This window comes from Kitasatospora gansuensis (assembly GCF_014203705.1).
GTDB classification, from domain to species: domain Bacteria; phylum Actinomycetota; class Actinomycetes; order Streptomycetales; family Streptomycetaceae; genus Kitasatospora; species Kitasatospora gansuensis.
Window position 1 is genome coordinate 3,461,898 of the sequence record NZ_JACHJR010000001.1, and the last position, 18,554, is coordinate 3,480,451.

The 18,554-nt window shown below is 71.0% G+C and carries 14 protein-coding genes; 11 read left to right on the forward strand and 3 right to left on the reverse strand.

Annotation, left to right across the window (positions count from 1 at the left end):
* Positions 1 to 12: 12 nt before the first annotated feature.
* A complete protein-coding gene (locus tag F4556_RS15100; protein ID WP_184910583.1) occupies positions 13 to 1,233 on the reverse strand; it encodes an IS256 family transposase in 1,221 nt (406 codons plus the stop codon).
* A 250-nt stretch (positions 1,234 to 1,483) separates the two neighbouring features.
* Between F4556_RS15100 and F4556_RS15105 the strand changes: the two genes are divergently transcribed.
* The 6 genes from F4556_RS15105 (at position 1,484) to F4556_RS15130 (ending at position 8,299) form a co-directional block, all read left to right on the forward strand.
* Positions 1,484 to 1,675, forward strand: a complete 192-nt coding sequence (locus tag F4556_RS15105; RefSeq protein ID WP_184915522.1) for a hypothetical protein — start codon at positions 1,484 to 1,486, stop codon at positions 1,673 to 1,675.
* Between the two features lie 15 nt (positions 1,676 to 1,690).
* On the forward strand, positions 1,691 to 2,560 hold the full coding sequence (locus tag F4556_RS15110; protein WP_184912734.1) for an IS5 family transposase: 870 nt from the start codon (positions 1,691 to 1,693) through the stop codon (positions 2,558 to 2,560).
* A 73-nt stretch (positions 2,561 to 2,633) separates the two neighbouring features.
* On the forward strand, positions 2,634 to 2,966 hold the full coding sequence (locus F4556_RS15115; protein WP_184912732.1) for a hypothetical protein: 333 nt from the start codon (positions 2,634 to 2,636) through the stop codon (positions 2,964 to 2,966).
* Positions 2,967 to 3,097: 131 nt separating this feature from the next.
* Entirely contained in the window at positions 3,098 to 4,309 is a 1,212-nt protein-coding gene (locus tag F4556_RS15120; protein WP_184915525.1) for a tetratricopeptide repeat protein, read from the forward strand.
* 96 nt (positions 4,310 to 4,405) lie between these two features.
* Positions 4,406 to 6,043, forward strand: a complete 1,638-nt coding sequence (locus F4556_RS15125) for a DNA repair helicase XPB (RefSeq protein ID WP_184915527.1) — start codon at positions 4,406 to 4,408, stop codon at positions 6,041 to 6,043.
* Between the two features lie 201 nt (positions 6,044 to 6,244).
* The gene (locus F4556_RS15130) at positions 6,245 to 8,299 is read left to right on the forward strand and encodes a HelD family protein (protein WP_313068313.1); all 2,055 of its coding nucleotides are present in this window, start codon (positions 6,245 to 6,247) and stop codon (positions 8,297 to 8,299) included.
* A 42-nt stretch (positions 8,300 to 8,341) separates the two neighbouring features.
* Here the strand turns inward: F4556_RS15130 and F4556_RS15135 are convergent, their stop codons facing one another.
* Positions 8,342 to 9,436 (reverse strand): hypothetical protein, encoded by a 1,095-nt coding sequence (locus tag F4556_RS15135; RefSeq protein ID WP_184915530.1) that lies wholly within the window; start codon positions 9,434 to 9,436, stop codon positions 8,342 to 8,344.
* Between the two features lie 796 nt (positions 9,437 to 10,232).
* A complete protein-coding gene (locus F4556_RS15140; protein ID WP_184915533.1) occupies positions 10,233 to 11,567 on the reverse strand; it encodes a helix-turn-helix domain-containing protein in 1,335 nt (444 codons plus the stop codon).
* A gap of 350 nt (positions 11,568 to 11,917) precedes the next feature.
* Here F4556_RS15140 and F4556_RS15145 point away from each other — a divergent pair, with 350 nt between their 5' ends.
* From F4556_RS15145 to F4556_RS15165, 5 genes are read left to right on the forward strand one after another with little or no spacing between them, the layout of a single operon-like run.
* A complete protein-coding gene (locus F4556_RS15145) occupies positions 11,918 to 12,964 on the forward strand; it encodes a Gfo/Idh/MocA family protein (RefSeq protein ID WP_184915537.1) in 1,047 nt (348 codons plus the stop codon).
* Complete coding sequence (locus tag F4556_RS15150; RefSeq protein ID WP_184915540.1) at positions 12,958 to 13,899, forward strand: hypothetical protein; 942 nt, start codon at positions 12,958 to 12,960, stop codon at positions 13,897 to 13,899. Before F4556_RS15145 ends, F4556_RS15150 begins: the two co-directional genes overlap by 7 nt.
* Complete coding sequence (locus F4556_RS15155) at positions 13,896 to 16,289, forward strand: FAD-linked oxidase C-terminal domain-containing protein (protein WP_184915543.1); 2,394 nt, start codon at positions 13,896 to 13,898, stop codon at positions 16,287 to 16,289. Before F4556_RS15150 ends, F4556_RS15155 begins: the two co-directional genes overlap by 4 nt.
* Positions 16,280 to 17,317 (forward strand): 4Fe-4S dicluster domain-containing protein, encoded by a 1,038-nt coding sequence (locus F4556_RS37595; protein WP_221503613.1) that lies wholly within the window; start codon positions 16,280 to 16,282, stop codon positions 17,315 to 17,317. Before F4556_RS15155 ends, F4556_RS37595 begins: the two co-directional genes overlap by 10 nt.
* A complete protein-coding gene (locus F4556_RS15165; RefSeq protein WP_184915548.1) occupies positions 17,310 to 18,542 on the forward strand; it encodes a M20 family metallopeptidase in 1,233 nt (410 codons plus the stop codon). The genes F4556_RS37595 and F4556_RS15165 overlap by 8 nt, the downstream gene beginning before the upstream one ends.
* Positions 18,543 to 18,554 lie beyond the last annotated feature (12 nt).

The window sequence follows — 18,554 nt, forward strand, 5'->3', positions numbered from 1 at the left end:
GTGCGCCAACGGTCATGCGGTGGGCGGTAGTTCGTCGCGGGCGTGTTCGGCGGGGTAGATCTGGTCCATGCTGCCCTCGGGTAGGTAGCGGCGGGGGAAGGCGATCCATTCGTCGTGCATCTCGAACAGCACGGCGGTGACCAGCCGCAGGAGCGCGTCGTCGTTCGGGAAGACCTGGACGACGTCGGTGCGGCGTTTGATTTCGCGGTTGATCCGCTCCAGCGGGTTGGTGGACTGGATCTTCTTCCAATGTCGCTCCGGGAAGCCGGCGAAGGCGGTGAGGTCGTCCTTGGCCTCCAGCAGCATCGCTTTGACCTTGGGGAACTGCTTGCCGAGCATGTCGGCGACGGTGTCCAGCTGAGCTCGGACCGCGGCTTGGGTGGGTTGGGCGAAGATCGTGCGGATGGTCGCGGCGACCATCTCGGCCGCGTCCTTGGGGATGATCGCGAAGGTGTTGCGCAGGAAGTGGACGCGACATCTCTGGTAGGCGGCTCCGAGCATGACCTTGCGGATCGCCTTGACCAGGCCGCTGTGGTGGTCGCCGATGACGAGGCGGACCCCGGTCAGGCCGCGTTCGCGCAAGTGACGCAGGAACTCGGCCCAGAACACCTCGGTCTCGCTGTCGCCGACCATCACCCCGAGCACCTCGCGGCCGCCGTCCTCGGTGATGCCGGTGGCGACGACCACGGCCCGGGAGACGATCTGGTGGTTCACCCGCGCCTTGCAGTAGGTCGCGTCCAGGTAGATGTAGGGGAAACGGGTGTGGCCGAGCGGCCGGGTGCGGAAGGCGGTGAGCTGTTCGTCCAGGTCAGCGCAGATCCGGGAGACCTCGCTCTTGGAGATGCCGGTGTCCGCTCCGAGGGCTTTGACCAGGTCGTCGACCGAGCGGGTGGACACGCCCAGGACGTAGGCCTCCATGATGACCGCGTAAAGGGCCTGGTCGATGCGGCGCCGGCGCTCCAGCAGGCTGGGGAAGAAACTGCCCGTGCGGACCTTGGGGATGGCCAGCTCCAGATCGCCGGCCTGCGTGGTCAGGGTCTTGTCCCGGTGGCCGTTGCGCCAGGTCGTACGGGCCTCGGTTCGCTCGCCGGGCTCGGCGCCGATCCGGGCGGTGGCCTCGGCCTCGATCAGCTCCTGCAGGATCCGCTGGGCGAGGGTCCTGATCAACTCGATTCCGTCGGCCGAACGCAGTGACTCCATGAGGCGGAGTAGGTCAGACTGGGATAAGGCCATCGCGTACCTCCCTGGGTGAACTCGCCGTTCTACACAGAGAGTTGCGCGATGGCTGCCCCATGACCAGGGGTCACTCCAAGATCCCTGCTACACCACTCCACGGGACGCCATCTGCGGCGGTCTGCCGCTGGCTCTCCGTATCTTGGCCTCCCTGCTTGTGGACGCACCAACCAGACCGCTGTCCCACCTCCGCCTGGAGCTGGAGGACGCCCACTCCAGGCTCTGTGTACTGCGCCGGGAGGAGCGCGCGGTGACAGCAGCCTTCGAACTGTCCTACCGAGCGCTTTCCGAGGAGCAGGCCAGACTGTTTCGCCTCACGAGCCTGCACCCGGGGCCGGATTTCTCCACCGAAACCACGGCCGAGTGGTACGACGGAAACGCCACGAAGGCGAACCAACTCCTGCAGGCACTAGGGGCTGTTTTGGAAGGTCGTCCGGCGTGATGCCAGGCTCTGTGGATGGGGCGTGGGGATCTGTCGGATGATCAGTGGGCTGTGCTGGAGCCGTTGCTGCCGATGGCCGGGGTGGGTCGTCCGGCGAGGTCGCGCCGCAGGCTGGTCAACGGGATTCGGTGGCGGGTGCGGACGGGAGCTCCGTGGCGGGACGTTCCGCCGGAGTACGGACCCTGGCAGACGATCTATGGCCTGTTCCGCCGCTGGCAGCGTCAGGGCATCTGGCAGCAGATCCTGGCTGGCCTGCAGACGCGGGCCGATGCGGCGGGGCTGATCGTCTGGGAAGTGAACGTCGACTCCACGATCTGCCGAGCCCACCAACACGCCGCTGGCGCCCGGCGGGACGGGGCCGCGCAGAAGGAGCCGCCAGGCGGCGTGGGCAAGGAGCCCGCGGACCACGGACTGGGCCGGTCGCGAGGCGGTTTCACGACCAAGATTCACCTGGCCTGCGAGCAACGGCAGAAGCCGCTGTCCCTCCTCGTCACGGCCGGCCAGCGCGGGGACTCACCGCAGTTCGAAGCGGTGCTCGACGCGATACGCGTGCCCCGGACCGGGCCCGGCCGCCCCCGCACCCTGCCGCTTCGAGTGCGCGGCGACAAGGCGTACTCGTCCAAGGCCAATCGCGCCTACCTGCGCAGACGCGGCATCCTGTGCACCATCCCGGAGCCGGCCGACCAGATCCGTAACCGCAAGCGGCGCGGCGCGAGCGGGGGACGTCCGCCCCACTTCGACCGAGAGGACTACAAGGGCCGCCATGCCGTCGAGTGCGGCATCAACCGGTTGAAGCAGCACCGGGCGGTGGCCACCCGGTTCGACAAACTCGCCGTCCGCTTCGAGGCGGCCGTCCTCGTCGCCGCGATCAACCAGTGGCTGTGAGAACCGATGTGTCGGGCTCGCGTGCCATGCTGGCCGCGAGCCCGGAGCGGGGTGTCGCACAGGGGAGAGACCGGTGGCCGCTGACTACTACTGCGCCGACAGCGAGAACGGCGACCACATCGACGACCCGTCCGAAGACGCCATCTTCATGCTGGTCGACGATCTCAACGACACCGACAACACGTTCGTCGTCATCCAGCCCGACGAGGACGACCCGATCTGGTACCTCTCGGTCGCTGTCCTCGACAAGGGCGGATACGAGATCGTCCGCCGTGACGCGAGCCGTCGCGAACACGACGTGGTCACCGAGACCAGCATCCACACGATCGCGCGCGACCTCATCCTCTGGCTGGCCGCCCGAAGCTTCCCCGGACGGCCAACCAGAGGCACCTTCGACGCCTTCTAAAACACGGCCTAGCCCGTCGGCACCTGGTCGAGCCGCGAGGGACATACGGACGTTGGCAGCAGCACAGTCTCGTCCGGCTCTACTCCCGGGAGCAGCTGACGTCAGCCGATGACTCCTGGGGCGAGAGTCTGATGCGCTTGCTCGCCCACCTCTACCGGATGAGCACGCTGGCGCAGAAAAAGTTCTTCAGCCCCGCCAAGGCAAACCCTGCGGCCGAGGAGCGGTTCGCCGATCGGAGCTCGGCACTGCGATGGCTCGAGGAGGAGCAGTACACCCTGATCGCAGCCGCACTCTGGGCGCACAGCGCGGATGACCATCGGATGTCGGTGGCTCTGTCAGCATCCGTCTCACAGTTCCTGACCGAGCTGCGCTCCTTGGACGAAGCCGAGTTGGTCCTGAGAGCCGGCATCCGATCAAGCCGGGTTATCAAGGACCGTCACAACGAGGCCTCACTCCTCAGCCTTCTGGGCATCGTGCTCAGGGACAAGCGCAAGCTCGGAAAATCCGTTCGTGCACACCGCAAAGCCATCGAGATCTCCCGTCGACTGAAGAACCGTAAGGCCACGGCCAGAGCGCTGAACAATCTCGGGCTCTCACTCCACGAGCAGCGCAAGTTCGAGCAAGCCGTGGCGGCCCATGCCGAGGCCGCACGGGCGCTCAAGCGTGCGGGCGACAGGCGTGGAGCAGGACAAGCGCTGAGCAACATTGCGGAGACGCTTGTCGAGCAGGGCCGGACAGCAGAGGCTGCCCGCTACCTCCGCAAGGCCGCGACGATCTTCAAGAAGGAGGGCGACCCGCGCAGTCACGCCCAGGCGCTCGGCACACTCGCCAAGGTACTGCGCCATGACGGGGACCTTGCGCAGGCGGTGGAGCTGCACCGGCGCGCACTTGGCATGGTCGACGGTCTGCTCATCCCCCACGAGCGGGCGATCGAGCTGGCCAACTTCGGCGGTACCTTGACCATGGCCGGTGAGCTCGAGGAGGCTCTCACCGTGCTACAGGAAGCCCTCGACATCTTCCGCCCCTTGGGTGACCGCCGAGGTGAGGCCATGGTCCTGGGGAACATGGCCCTGATCTACCACGAGCAGGAACGCTGGGAGCAGGCTCTGCCACTGCACACGCTCGCGTTGGAGGCCTTCGTCGAGAGCAACGACGACCACGCCTTGGCCGTGGAGCTCAAACATCTCGGCTTTGCCCTGCTCGAGCTCGGCCTCAACACCGAGGCCCTGGAGAACCTGGAACTGGCCACCACATTGTTCCAGCGGACTGGCAACGAGCGGGAAGCCGATCAGCTGCTCGACTTCACCGACCAGGCACGCAGACGCTTTACAGCCAGCTGGTGAGCAGACAAGGACCAGAGGGCACCGCCGGACATGCGGCAGACTTGAGGTTTGGCCACCACTACACGTGGCCGGCCACTGCTGTCGGAAAGGACGCGCGTGAACGACGGACCGCTCATCGTCCAGAGTGACAAGACCCTGCTGCTGGAGATCGACCACCCCAAGGCAGCCGACTGCCGCCGTGCGATCGCGCCGTTCGCGGAGCTGGAGCGGGCGCCCGAGCACGTGCACACCTACCGGGTGACCCCGCTCGGGCTGTGGAACGCCCGGGCCGCCGGGCACGACGCCGAGCAGGTGGTGGACGCGCTGGTGAAGTACTCGCGCTACCCGGTGCCGCACGCGCTGCTGGTGGACGTGGCCGACACCATGGGCCGGTACGGGCGGCTGCAGCTGTCCAAGCACCCGGTGCACGGGCTGGTGCTGAGCACCACCGACCGGCCGGTGCTGGAGGAGGTGCTGAAGTCGAAGAAGATCGCCCCGCTGGTGGGCGCCAGGCTCGACCCGGACACCGTGATCGTGCACCCCTCGGAGCGCGGCCAGATCAAGCAGGTGCTGCTCAAGCTGGGCTGGCCGGCCGAGGACTACGCCGGGTACGTGGACGGCGAGGCGCACCCGATCGAGCTGGAGCAGGACGGCTGGACGCTGCGGCCGTACCAGCAGCAGGCCGTGGAGGGCTTCTGGCACGGCGGCAGCGGTGTCGTGGTGCTGCCCTGTGGCGCGGGCAAGACGCTGGTCGGCGCGGCCGCGATGGCGGAGGCCAAGTCGACCACGCTGATCCTGGTGACCAACACCGTCTCGGCCCGGCAGTGGAAGCACGAGCTGGTGAAGCGGACCTCGCTGACCGAGGACGAGATCGGCGAGTACAGCGGGACCCGGAAGGAGATCCGCCCGGTCACCATCGCCACCTACCAGGTGATGACGACCAAGCGGAAGGGCACCTACGCGCACCTGGAGCTGTTCGACGCGCGGAACTGGGGCCTGGTGGTCTACGACGAGGTGCACCTGCTGCCCGCGCCGGTGTTCAAGTTCACCGCCGACCTGCAGGCCAGGCGGCGGCTCGGGCTGACCGCCACGCTGGTCCGCGAGGACGGCCGGGAGGGCGACGTCTTCTCGCTGATCGGGCCCAAGCGCTTCGACGCGCCGTGGAAGGAGATCGAGGCGCAGGGCTACATCGCGCCCGCCGACTGCTGCGAGGTCCGGGTCACCCTGACCGACTCGGAGCGGCTGACCTACGCCACCGCCGAGCCGGAGGAGCGCTATCGGTACTGCGCCACCACCGCGACCAAGCGGCGGGTGGTGGAGGCGCTGGTCAAGAAGCACGAGAAGGACCAGACGCTGATCATCGGTCAGTACATCGACCAGCTGGACGAGCTCGGCGAGGTGCTGAACGCCCCGGTGATCAAGGGCGAGACCAGCAACGCGCAGCGCGAGAAGCTGTTCGAGGCGTTCCGCACCAAGGAGATCAGCGTGCTGGTGGTCTCCAAGGTGGCCAACTTCTCCATCGACCTGCCCGAGGCGACGGTGGCCATCCAGGTCTCCGGCACCTTCGGCTCCCGGCAGGAGGAGGCCCAGCGGCTGGGCCGGGTGCTCCGCCCGAAGGCGGACGGGCACTCCGCGCACTTCTACTCGGTGGTGGCCCGGGACACCGTGGACCAGGACTTCGCCGCCCACCGGCAGCGCTTCCTGGCCGAGCAGGGCTACGCGTACCGGATCATCGACGCGGACGACGTGCTGTAACGGATCGTCCGAGGGGCGCGCGGACTAAATGATTCGCACTGCGGGTGGGGGCAGGTCTAGGATTTCCGGTCTTGCCCCCTCCCGAAGCGTGGTGCCGTCCTGGCAGCCGTGGGAGCCCGTCCGGTCGGCAACCGGGCGGTTTTTCACCGTGAGCTACTGACGAGACCGCCACCCCACGCCGGGTGGCCGGGAAGGTTCGCTGTGCACTCCCCCGCTCCTGTTGATCCCCTGCTCCAGCGCGAGCGCGACCACCTGGCCGCCTCCCGGGACGCGCTGCGCGCGATGCGCGCGGACGTCGAGTCGCTCGACCTGCGCGACGTGACCGGCACCTGGGTCTCCGCCGCCGTCCTGCAGAACCAGATCACCAACCGGATCGCCGCGCTCGCCGACCTGGCGCACACCCCGCTGTTCTTCGGCCGGCTGGACTACCTGCACGCGATCAGCGAGGAGCAGGCCGAAGGCGGCGGTGGCGAGCGGTTCTACATCGGGCGCCGGCACGTGCACGACGCCACCGGCGACCCGATGGTGATCGACTGGCGGGCCCCCGTCTCGCAGCCGTTCTACCGGGCCAGCCGGACCGAGCCGCTGGACGTCGACCGGCGGCGCCGATTCGGCTACACCGGCGGCGAGTTGACGGCGTACGAGGACGAGCACCTGAGCGACCCGGCGGAGATGGAGGGCGCCTCCGCGCTGCTGGCCGCCGAGATCGAGAAACCCCGCGTCGGCCCGATGCGGGACATCGTCGCCACCATCCAGCCCGAGCAGGACGAGATCGTCCGGGCCGAGATCGGCGGCACCATCTGCGTCCAGGGCGCCCCCGGCACCGGCAAGACCGCCGTCGGCCTGCACCGGGTCGCGTACCTGCTCTACGCGCACCGCGACCGGCTCGCCAAGTCCGGCACGCTGGTGGTCGGGCCGAACCGCTCCTTCCTGCACTACATCGAGCAAGTCCTGCCCGCCCTCGGTGAGTTGGACGTCGCCCAGGCGACCGTGCAGGAGCTGGTCAAGCACGTCGAGATCCGCGCCGAGGACCCGTCCGAGGCCGCCAGGCTGAAGGGCGACGCCCGGCTGGCCGAGGTGCTGCGGCGCGCCGTCCGGTCCGGCATCAGTCTGCCGACCGAACCGCTGGTGGCGGTCCGCGGCTCCCGCCGCTGGCGCCTCCCGGTGTACGAACTCGTCGAGATCTTCGAGGAGATGCGCGGCCGGGAGATCCGCTACGGCGCGGCGGGCGAGGCGCTGCCGCAGCGGCTTTCGCACGCGCTCCTGCTGAAGATGGAGCAGGGCGGCGAGGCCCCCGACGACCGGGTGCAGGACGCGATGGCCCGCAACCCGCAGGTCAAGGCCCTGGTGAAGCAGTGCTGGCCGCCGGTGGACCCGGCCAAGCTGGTGCACCGGCTGCTCACCGACGCCGAGTTCCTGGCGAGTTGCGCGGACGGCATCCTGACCGAGGACGAGCAGGCCACCATCCGCTGGGCCAAGCCCGGACGTTCGGTGAAGACCGCGCCGTGGACCGCCGCCGACGCCGTCCTGGTCGACGAGACCGCCGACCTGGTGCAGCGCACCGCCTCGCTCGGCCACGTGGTCCTGGACGAGGCGCAGGACCTCTCACCGATGCAGTACCGGGCCGTCGGTCGCCGCTGCAGCACCGGCTCCGCCACCGTGCTCGGCGACCTCGCCCAGGGCACCACCCCCTGGGCGACCGGCAGTTGGGCCGAGGCCCTGCACCACCTCGGCAAGCCCACCGCCCACATCGAGGAGCTCACCAAGGGCTTCCGGGTCCCCGAGGAGGTGATCGCGTACGCCTCCCGCCTGCTGCCCGCGATCGCCCCCGGCCTGGCCCCGGCCACCTCGGTCCGTGACGCCCCGGGCTCGCTGACCCTCCGTCAGATCGCGGCCGACGAGCTGGACTCGGCGCTGGTCGCGGCCTGCCGCAGCGCGCTGGAGCGCGAGGGCTCCACCGGCCTGATCGCCGCCGACGCCCGGATCCCCGCCCTGGCCGAGGCCCTCACCGCAGCCGGTCTGCCTTTCCTCGAACCCGGCACCGAGACCAGCGCGGACGCCCGCCTCACCCTGGTCCCCGCCTCCCTCGCCAAGGGCCTCGAGTACGACTACGTGGTCCTCGACGAGCCCGCCGCCGTGGTCTCCGGCGAACCCGACGAACGGACCGGCCTGCGCCGCCTGTACGTCGCCCTCACCCGAGCGGTCTCCGGGCTCGCGGTCCTGCACGCGCAGCCGCTGCCGGAGCAGCTCCGGTAGCCGCCCTGGGCGGGCCTCCGGTCACGACGACCCGGACCGTCCTCACGAGGGGTCGGCCTCGTTCGACCCGCCCGCGCGCAGGGTCAGATCGAGTTCCGCGACCTCCCGCAGGGACAGCGCCAGATCGTGCTGCCGGCACCAGGACAGCAACAGGCCCAACGGCAGACCCTGCTCGGAACGCAGGCGGACCAGCAGAGGAGGAACCTCCTCGGGCCCTCGGAGGGTGCGGACCGCGTCGAGGAAGCGGGCGTGGCCGAGGGTGAGCACCCGCTCGAACGCCCCGATCTCCCGCTCCACCGTGGCCAGCGCGTGGTCGGTCAGCCGGGGCAAGCCCAGCGGCACCCGGACGGTGGCGTCCGCGAGCGACAGCAGCCGGGTCACCCCGGACGGCGAGCCGCCGGCCAGTGCAGTGGTGGCTGCGGCACCCCGGAGCAGCCTGCGGGTGACGTGGGCGCGCCCACGCGGCCCCGGGGTGACCCCGGAACCCAGCAGCAGGGCCACTGCGGACAGCCGGTCGGCGACCATCAGCCCCTCGCTCTCCCGACACCTCCCGGCCGCGAAGTCGGGCACCGCTGCCGCCAGTCCGTCCATCAACGGGCGCAGCTCCGGCAGGGCGAACGGCGACCGCACCTCGGCGAGCGCGCACATCACCGCATACTCCGGGAGCAGTAGTTCAAAAGTCGGCCTCGACTCGGGCACCAGACGCCCGTCCCGCAGCCGGACCCGTCGGACGACCTGGCCGTAGGCGAGCTGCCGGTAACGGCCGCAGGGGCAGCCCGGGCCGCATCCGGTGGAGCACGGCGGCCCCAGCGGCAGCTCCAGCGTGAGGCAGGGGCCGAGCTCCGGCCGCAGCCGACCGGGGAATCCCGGCGGCGGCGCGGCCAGCAGCATCTGGCACCCCGGCAGGCCGAGCTCCGCCAAGGTCTGCTCCTCCGTGCCCCGGGGCGCCGACACCCGGAGGACGAGGGCCCGACGGTCGATCCCGACCGATCCCAGTGCCTCCAAGGCGTCCTGCACCGGTCGGCCCGACGGGTGATCACCGACCCAGACCGCGCCCACGAAACGCTGCGCCGACGGCACCGCCCCGAACGGGAGCGCCTCCGACCGGCTGGTGCTGACGCACCACTGGAGGGCCACCGCGCCACCCCCCGCACCCCGAGGGGCGCCGGCCACGAGCCGACGTCGCCACGACGGCGAGGCCGGTGAGGTGAACAGGACAGGCTCTCCAGGGTCGGACACCAGGGACCGGGGCGCCTGGCGCCGGTATCCGGCCTGGACCAGCCCGTCGGCCAACCGCTGCGCCGCCCAGTCCGACCCGGGCTCCGCCCGAGGACTCCGCCGGTTCGCTGTCACTACCTTCACGGCCCACCGCCCGAATCAATGTGACTGTAAATAGTGACTCTCTTGACTGGAAGCCTACTAGAGGCACTCCGAGCTGCAAAGCCCATCCCTCCCATATGAGAACAATCCGGACACCCGACCCTATAACATCCCAGGGTAATAGCGCTTGACAGCCGTTGTCACGACTGTCACTATTCTCAAACATCGGAGCGGACCTGAAACAGAAAAAGGGATGCCCGATCGAGGAGGGGTAATGTTTATCAAAATTCGGTCCGGCCTTGCACTGTTCGCAGCGGCACTGACCCTCGCGGTCACCGCGGGAGCGCTGTGCGCCGGCCCCCAGGGCACCGTCCGTCCGACGCGAGCCGCGTCGGCCCCGGCCGCGCAGCCCGGCCCCTTGCTCGACATCCCGCTCTGCTGCTGATCATCCGCGTTCGTCACGGGGGACCGGGCTCAGCCAGGGATACGAGCAGCGCCGGGGGCGCGGAGAAAGACCGGAAGAACACCGAGGGGGGCCACCCGGCTGGGTGGCCCCCCTCGATTCGGCACATCGACAGGATTCAGCGTGTCGACCGCTTCGTGGTCCGACGGTTCAGCGGCGCAGCGACTTGCCCGGAGCGGTCACCAGACTGCCCCTGCGACCGAGGCAACGCATGCTCTGGCGATAGGCCCAGACGGCCCGCTCGTCATGCCCGCACAGCTCCAGGATCTCGGCCAACTCCGCCCAGGCGAAAGCGGCCTGACGCCCCGACTCGGACGCTTCCAGCATCAGCGCGCCGCGCTCGTAAGCCTCCTGGGCAGCCTTGTCGTTACCCTCGGCGAGCCGCGCGGCCGCCAGGACGAGCAAGGTACGGGCGCTCTCCAGGCGGTGCTCCGACCCGAGCAGCTCCAGTGCGCGGTCCGCGTGCGCGATGGCCGCGCCCGGGTTGTCGAGCAGCAGCTCCGCCCGGGCCAGCGCCGTCTCGCAGTAGGCGACGTCGATACTGCTGCCGGAGCTGGCGAGGATGTCCGCGCTCCGGGTGAGCAGTTCCTTCGCGGCCTCGGCATCCGGCTGCTCCAACTGCAGGAGCACCCCGGCGTACGCGTTCCGGAGCCGGGCCAACGCCCGGTCGTCCTCTCCCTCGGAGTAGATCGCCAGGGCCCGCTCGATCAGGTCGAGGGCATCGGCCGTGCGTCCGTTCCGGTGCATGACCACGCTGGCGTTCCAGTACGCGGCGCCCAGTGCCCTGGGGTTGCTCACCTCCTGAGCCTGCTCGATGGCAGTGGAGGCGAGATAGGCGGCCCGGTGCAGGTCACCCCGCTCGCAGTAGATGCCGACCAGGGTGGACAGCAGCTCCACCCCGAGCAGAGTGGGGGTCAGGTTGAGCCGCTCCAGCTCGGCCAGCGTCGCCTCGGCCAGCTCGATCCCGTGGGAGAGGTCGCCGAGCTCCCGGTAACAGCGGCAGAGCGCCACGACGATCGGGAGCCGGGCCACCTTGTCATGGGACTTGTCCGAGGCCTTCCGGAGCGCCTCGTACCGGGCGACCGCCTCCTCCAGTCGCCCGCTGTGCTCCAGCGACTGCGCGATCCCGGTCTCGGCCGCGAACCAGAGTTCCGGCTGCTCCGACTCGGTGACCTTCCCCTGGAGCGCCTCGAAAGCCGCCAGCGCGGCCTGCGAGTCGCCGTTTCGGCGGGTCATTTCCGCATAACGGAGTTCCAGCTCGAACTCCTTGACCTGAACCTGCTCGGTCAGCTCGAGCAGCTCGCCCGGGTCGCACCGGAGGCGCTCGACCAGCTGGTTCAGCACCTCGGGCGAAGGCGTGCGCTTCCCGGCCTCCAGCAGGGAGATGTAACTCGGCGAGAGGTTGGGGCCGGCCAGTTCGGCCTGCGACATGCCCGCCGCGCGACGGAGCTGGCCGATGCGGGTACCGATGGTTTTACTGTCCATGCCTCCCCTAAGTCCTGAGTCGTATTCAGGAGACCAGCAGTAAAGATGGCTGTCAAGCTCGCCTGGCGGCCGCCCCCGGCGGCCCGCTCCGACCGTCCGCGCGCCCCGCTGCCCCGCTTCGGCCGCCCGAGCCGGCATCCAGCGACCACGACAGTCGCCCACATACCGACCTGAAGCCCCTGATTCCTGCCATCGCGATGCATTGCGACTTTCTCTCTTGACTGACATGACTCGCGTAGTCAATATGACCAGAAGCAGATATCCGGAGATCGGCCCCACTGGGCCGACCGGTCGAGTGCGGCTTCGGCGGCAAGCCTTCGGAAGCCCTTCAACGATCTTGGAATGGTGCGATGAGCGACGTTCTCCGCATAGGGCAGGTAGGCCTCGGCTGGTTCGGGGGCCTGCACCTGCAGACCTGGGCCGACATCGCCGGGGTCGAGGTCACCGGTGTGTACGACGCGGACCCGTCCCGGGTCGGCGCGTTCGGGGCGCACCAGGCACAGGAGGACTTCCACGTCCGGGTGGGCGGCGAACCCGCGCCCCGGCTGGCAGCGGGCACGGAGGTCTTCTCGTCCCTCGACGAGCTGCTGGCCTCCGGCATCCAGGTACTCGACGTGGTGGTCCCGGAGGGGTCCCACGCGGACTGCGTCCGGCGCGGTCTGGAGGCCGGTGTCGACGTCATCGTCGAGAAGCCGCTCGCCCTCGATCCGGCCGAGGCACGGGACCTGGTCCGACTGGCCGAGCAGGTGGGGCGCAACGTGTACGTGGGGCACATCCTGCGCTTCGACCCGCGCAACGCGACCCTCGGGGCCCTGCTGCGGAACCGGACGCTGCGTCATCTCTCGCTCAGCCGCCGGTTCCAGCCGGCCGCGCTCGACGTCTACGGCCGGGTGCACCCCGTGCACACCGCGATGATCCACGACATCGACCTGGCGATCTGGTACACCGGCCGACGGCCGGACCGCGTCACCGCCTTCGCCACCTCGCACCTCGGCCGGGAGTTCCCGGACGTGGTCGACCTGGTGCTGCACTGGGACGACGGGGTCCGGGCCGTCATCGGCAACTCCTGGCACCTGGCACCCAACTGCCCGTACGGCTTCGAGTTCGAGTGCAAGGTCCAGACCGACGGGGGCACCTACACCGTGCGCAACGAGCCCGACCTGCTGGCCTGGGACGAGAACGGGGTGAAGGCCCCCGACCTGTTCTTCTGGCCGCACTACGAGGGCGCCCGGCACGGGGCCCTCCGGGACGAGCTCCAGCACTTCGCGGACCGGGCGCGGCAGGGCCGGCCCAGCGAACGGGTACCGCTGGAACACGCGGTCTGGGTGGCCGAGACCTGCCGGGCCGCCCTGGACAGCATCGCCGGCGCCGGCACCGTGGCGGTGGCGGGATGCTGACCGTCGACACCACCCGTGACATCGAGTCCGTGATGGCCGAGGCCGTGGTCGACCCGCTCAGGCGGTTCGCCGAGCAGCGGACCGACCTGATCCGGACGGCCTTCGTGACCGGCAGCTACGCGGCCGGTCACTGGAACCGCCAACGGCCCAATCTGAACGTCTACTTCATCGCCCACGCGGACCGCGCGATGGACCTCCGGCTGGCGGCGGCGGACCTCTGGACGACGATCCGCACCGAGCTGGCGGCGGACGGGCACAGCCTGCACGTCGACTGCCACCCCTTCACCCTCTCCCAGCAGCCCGACGCCCACCGCTCGGGCCCGCCGGTGACCATCACCTCCAAGGTACTGGAGGAGGAACACCGGAACTCCCGGTACCGGCTTCCCCCCACCATCGGACCGGGCTGGGCCGCCAACTTCCTCCTGCTGACCGGTCACCCGGAGGATCTCGACTGCCTCCGGGCTCACCCGGACCGCGACATCGAGTGGCTGCGCACCCTGCACCAGGCGCTCTCGCACTACCGCAACATCCTGGACCACCTGCCCTGGGCGGTGGACCGGGAGCACTCCCCGTGGGTGCTGGTGGAGGAGTCCTGCCGGTACGCGGAGGAGGCCATCAAGGACAGCCTGGCGCTGGCACTGACCGGCGAGGAGCTCCGCGACGGCCGGCACATCGCGCTGCTCGCCGACTGGGCCCGCAGCGCCCAGACGTTCATCGCCGAGCGGTTCGGCCCGGACGGGGTCGCCGCCGCCGCTCTGGTGGCCGAATTGAAGGAGGCCGCCGCGCGCTCGGAGCAGGCCGACCCGGCCGAGGCGCTGGCCGCCTGGCGGACCGCCCAGTCCGTGATGGCCTGGGCCTGGGCGCAGTACCTCCCGGTCGCGCGCGAACTCTCCCCGGAGACCACCGGGTTGACCCGACTGGACGCATTCCTGTGACGCTCCCCGCCCAGCGCTCGGGCCCCGACGCCGAGTGGGGTGGCCCCGACCAGCTCTGCTACGGCCCGCCGGCCGCCGATCCGCTGCGGCCGACCCGGCCGACCCGGCCGGTCACCGCCGCCCCGGCCGGGCTCGCGGAGTTCGCCGCCCGGGCCACCGCCCTGCTCGGGGCCGGCCGGGTGCTCGCCGACCGCACCAGCCTGGGCCTGCACTCGTACGACGCCTCGCTGGAGGTCCGGCAGCCCGGCCTGGTCCTGATCCCCCGTCATGCCGCCGATCTGGCCGCCCTGGTGACCGACGCGGCCCGGATCGGGGTGCCGTGGGTCATGCGCGGGGCCGGGACGGGCTACAGCGGTGGCGCCCTGGCCGAGCACGGCGGAGCCGTCGTGCTGACCCGGGACCTGAACCGGATCCTGGAGATCGACCCGGACCGGCGGCTGGTCCGGTGCGAGCCCGGCGTGGTGCTCGGGGACCTGCGGGAGGCGCTGCGGCCGTACGGTCTGCGCTACCTTCCCGACCCGTCCTCCTACCAGGTCTGCACCCTCGGCGGGAACGTGGCCGAGAACGCCGGGGGCCCGCACGCGCTCGGGTCCGGTCCGACCTCGAACTTCGTGGTGGGGCTCGACCTGATCCTGCCCGACGGCTCGCCCGCCACCCTGACCGAGGCGGACGTCTGGCAGGGCGGCCTGGACCTGCGCAGCCTGCTGGTCGGCTCCGAGGGGACCCTCGGAGCGGTCGGCGCGATGACCTTGCGGGTGGTCCCCGAACCGGAGTGCTCCCAGGTGCTGATCGCCCGGTTCGAGGAGCAGGACCCGGCTGCGGCCACCGTTGAGGTGCTGCTGGCCGGCGGGCTGCTCCCCAGCGCGCTGGACATGATCACCGGCGCGTACGTGCCCGACCGCCCTGCGCTGCGGGACCCTTCGCTGCTCTTCATCGCCTTGGAGGGCACCACAGCCGAGGTACGCCACCAGGCGGCCGTCGCCGAGGCCGCGGTGGCCGCGGCGGGCGGCAGCTCCGAACTCCTGGCCGTGGACGCCTTCATGGCGGTGCGGGCCCGGCTGGTGAAGGAGAAGGTGCGCCGGATGGTCACGACCGGCGGCCGACCCTGTTACTACCTGTTCGACGCGGTGGTACCGCGCAGCGGTCTGAAGAAGCTGATGGGTGCCCTGCGCCGGCGGGCCGACCAGCACGGCTTCCCGCTGCTCAACACGTTCCACGCAGCTGACGGGAACGTGCACCCCACCCCGTTCTACGATCCGGCGGACCCCGGCTACCGGGACGGGCTGCTGGCCTTCCTGCGCGACGTACTCTCCGACTGTGCCGAACTCGGCGGATCCCTCTCGGGCGAGCACGGCGTGGGCCTGGAGAAGCGGGAGCACATGCCGTTGTTCCACACCGAGCGCGAGCTCACCGTGATGCGGCGGATCAAGGCGGCCGTCGACCCCGGCCAGGTGTGCAACCCGGGGAAGATCCTGCCCGAGCCCGCTCCCGAGGGCGCACCGCACCGCATCGGGCGCCGCCACCCTGACCCGCAGGGCGGGGCCGCCCTGCGGGTCAGGGTGGCGGACGGCGCGATCGACGTCCGGGACCGCCGGGTCACCTTCGGCGAGATCGACCGGGCGCTGGCCGGCTCCGGTCTCGAGCTGCCGTACGAACCGTTGGGCGCCGGACCGGACACCTCGGTCCTGGACGCCCTGGACCGGGGCGGGCCCGCCCTGCGCGAACCGCTGACGGTCCGCGCCCGCGACCTGATCCTGGCCACCGAGCTGCGGTCGGCCCAGGGCCGGCCGCTGGCCACCGGGGGTTCCTGCACCAAGGACGTCTCCGGGTACGAGCTCCGCAAGCTGGCATTCGGCGGGCGCGGCCGAATCGGGCAGCTGGTCGCGGCCTCGCTGCGGCTGCTCCCCCGGGCCTCCGACCGCCGCTCCCTGACCGTGCCGTGCGACGGCCCCGCCGAGGCCGGCCGGCTCTGCCGCGCCCTGCACGAGGCCCGGTTGCCGTTCGTCTCCCTCGGCGTCCTGACGGATGCCCAGGGGGACGTGTCCGTGACCGGTCTGCTGGAGACCAGGGGAGGCTCGCTGGACGAACCCGCCGACCGGATGCGGACCGCCTTCGGCCTCCCGCTCACCGAGAGCCGGTCGGCCGCCCGGTGGGAGGCCGCTCCCGTACGAGCCTTCGCCGGGTACGCCGAACTGTCCCATCTCCCCGGCCAACCCTGGCACCTGGTCGCCGAGTTGGAACGACTCCGGCAGACCGGCAGTCCCGGATTCGCAGCGGTCGGCACGCCCGCGCTGTGGTTCCCCCGCGATCCGGCCGAGCCCACCGAGCCGCCGGTCCCCACCCTGCTCGCCCGGGTGGCCGAAGCATTCGGAGACAGCGCATGGACCTGACGGCGACCCTCGACCGCTGCACCCAGTGCGGCCTCTGCCTGCCGTACTGCCCGACCTACCGGGAGAGCCGCCTGGAGCACGACAGCCCACGCGGCCGGGTCTGGAGCCTGCTGCAGGCAGCGAGCCAGGGCCTGCCCCCCGGACCGGAGGACTCCAGCTTCTGGGGGTGCACGAGCTGTGGGCTGTGCGTCGACCCCTGCCCGACCGGCGTCGATCTGCCCGGGGCGGTGGCGGCCGCCTGGGACGTCCGGGGCGGGCCCGTCGAGGTACCGGAACCCGAGCACGCGGAACTGCCGGCGGCGGTCGATCCTGCGGAGGCCGTGGGGCGTTCGGTGGTGACCGGGCTGCTGACGGCCGTCGAACGGCGGTCCACCCCGGTCCCGCTCGGCGAGGGCCTGCTGGTCGCGGTCAGCCCCTGGCTGGCGGCGGTCCGGCCCGAGGCCGGGGAGCAGGCCAGAGAACTCCTGCGTGGCCTGGGCCTGCCGGTCGCCGATCCGGACGGCACCTGGTCCGAACTGGCCCTGCCGGCCGGCGGACTGCTGCGCGACGCCGGGCACACCACCGTCGAGCGACAGGCCGCCGAGCTGCTGCGCGGCGCCACCCCGGCCGGGCGGACCGTCCTCCTGGTGGACCTGCCCGCGGCCCGGCTCGGCGCCGCGCTGGCCGGGGCCGACGCCGAACTCCGCACGCTGCCGGACTACCTGGCCGAACACCGTCCTGGCGCATGGAAGTTCGAGCCCGACCCGGACCTCGATCTGCTCGATACCCACCAACCGGACGAGAGCTGGCTGGCGCCGCTGGCCGCCGCCGTGCCCGGTCGCGGATGGCGGCCGGAACTGCTGCCGCTCGACCACGCCGGGGCCGGCGGGCCGGACATCCGGCAGCCGGCCACGGTCAACGCCTCGCGGCGACTGGTCGGGCGCAAACAGCACTGGCTGGGCGGCCGGGGCCTGTTGACCGCCGACCCGCGCAGCCTTCTCAGGCATCCCGGCGCCCGCTTCTACCTGGAGGGAATCCACCGTGCATGACCTGACGCAGGACCGGCCGACAACCGTATCGGCCGCCGCTCCCGACCCGGACCCGGACGAGGTGCTCCGGGTCTGCGCCGACCTCATCGCGGCCCCGAGCGAGAACCCCGGGGGCGACGAGGAGGCCGCCGCGGCCGTGGTCGAGCGGTACCTGGGGAGCTCCGGCTTCCACATCCGCCGGGTCTACGCCCGGCCGGGCCGGCCCAACGTGCTGGCCACCCTCGACCGGGGGCCCGGCCCCCGGCTGATCCTGCAGGCGCACCTGGACACCAAGCCCGCGGGCCCACCGGCCGCGTGGAGCGGCGACCCGTTCACCGCCCGGGTGACGGACGGCCTGATGTACGGCCTCGGCGCTTGTGACACCAAGGGCGGACTCGCCGCGATGCTGGTCGCCGCCGACCGACTCGCCCGGCGCTCCGACTGGCAGGGCCAGCTGGAGGTCCAGGGAGTCGCGGACGAGGAGGACGGCAGCGCGCTCGGCGCCGAGTTCCTGCTCGCGGAAGGGCTGCTGATCGCCGACGCGGCGGTGGTCAGCGAACCGACTGGCGCGCTGCCGTCACCGGCCCAACTCGGCAATGCCTGGGCCGAGGTGACGATCCGTACGCCCGGCGCGCATGCCGGCACGCCGTGGAAGGGCATCGACGCGGTCGAGGTCGCCCGCCGCTATGTCGCGGTGCTGGAACGCCTGTTGCGGGAGATGCCCACCGATCCGGCCTTCCCGCACCACCCGCGGCTGAACGTCGGGCACCTGATGGCTCCGGGGCATCCGGGTACGCTGTCCAGCAGTTGTATGCTCCGATGCGACATCAGAGTCCTTCCCCACCAGCGACATGCCACGGTGATGGACCTCTACGACCGGGCGGCTCGCGAGGTCGCAGACCCGCCTGCAGGCGTTTCGCTGCATGTCGGCCCGTACCAAGGAGGTGGATGTGAGTCCCACGCAATCGCGGTGGACCACCCGCTGCTCCTTGCCTTCGACGCGGCCGCTCAGGCACTCGGTGTCCCCTCAGGACGGTGCTCCTTCGCGGGTGGCAGCGACGCGCGCTACTTCGCGCGGGCGGGCACTCCCGCCGTCGTCCACGGCCCCGGGGATCTCGACCGGGCCCACGCGCCCGACGAGTTCGTCCCGATCTCTGAACTGAGGCTGGCAGCCCGTCAAATCGAGCTGGTAGCTGCGGACTTCCTCCAGTCTCCCGGCCGGTACCCCCCTGGCCGACAAATCTAGAAACAGGTAGAA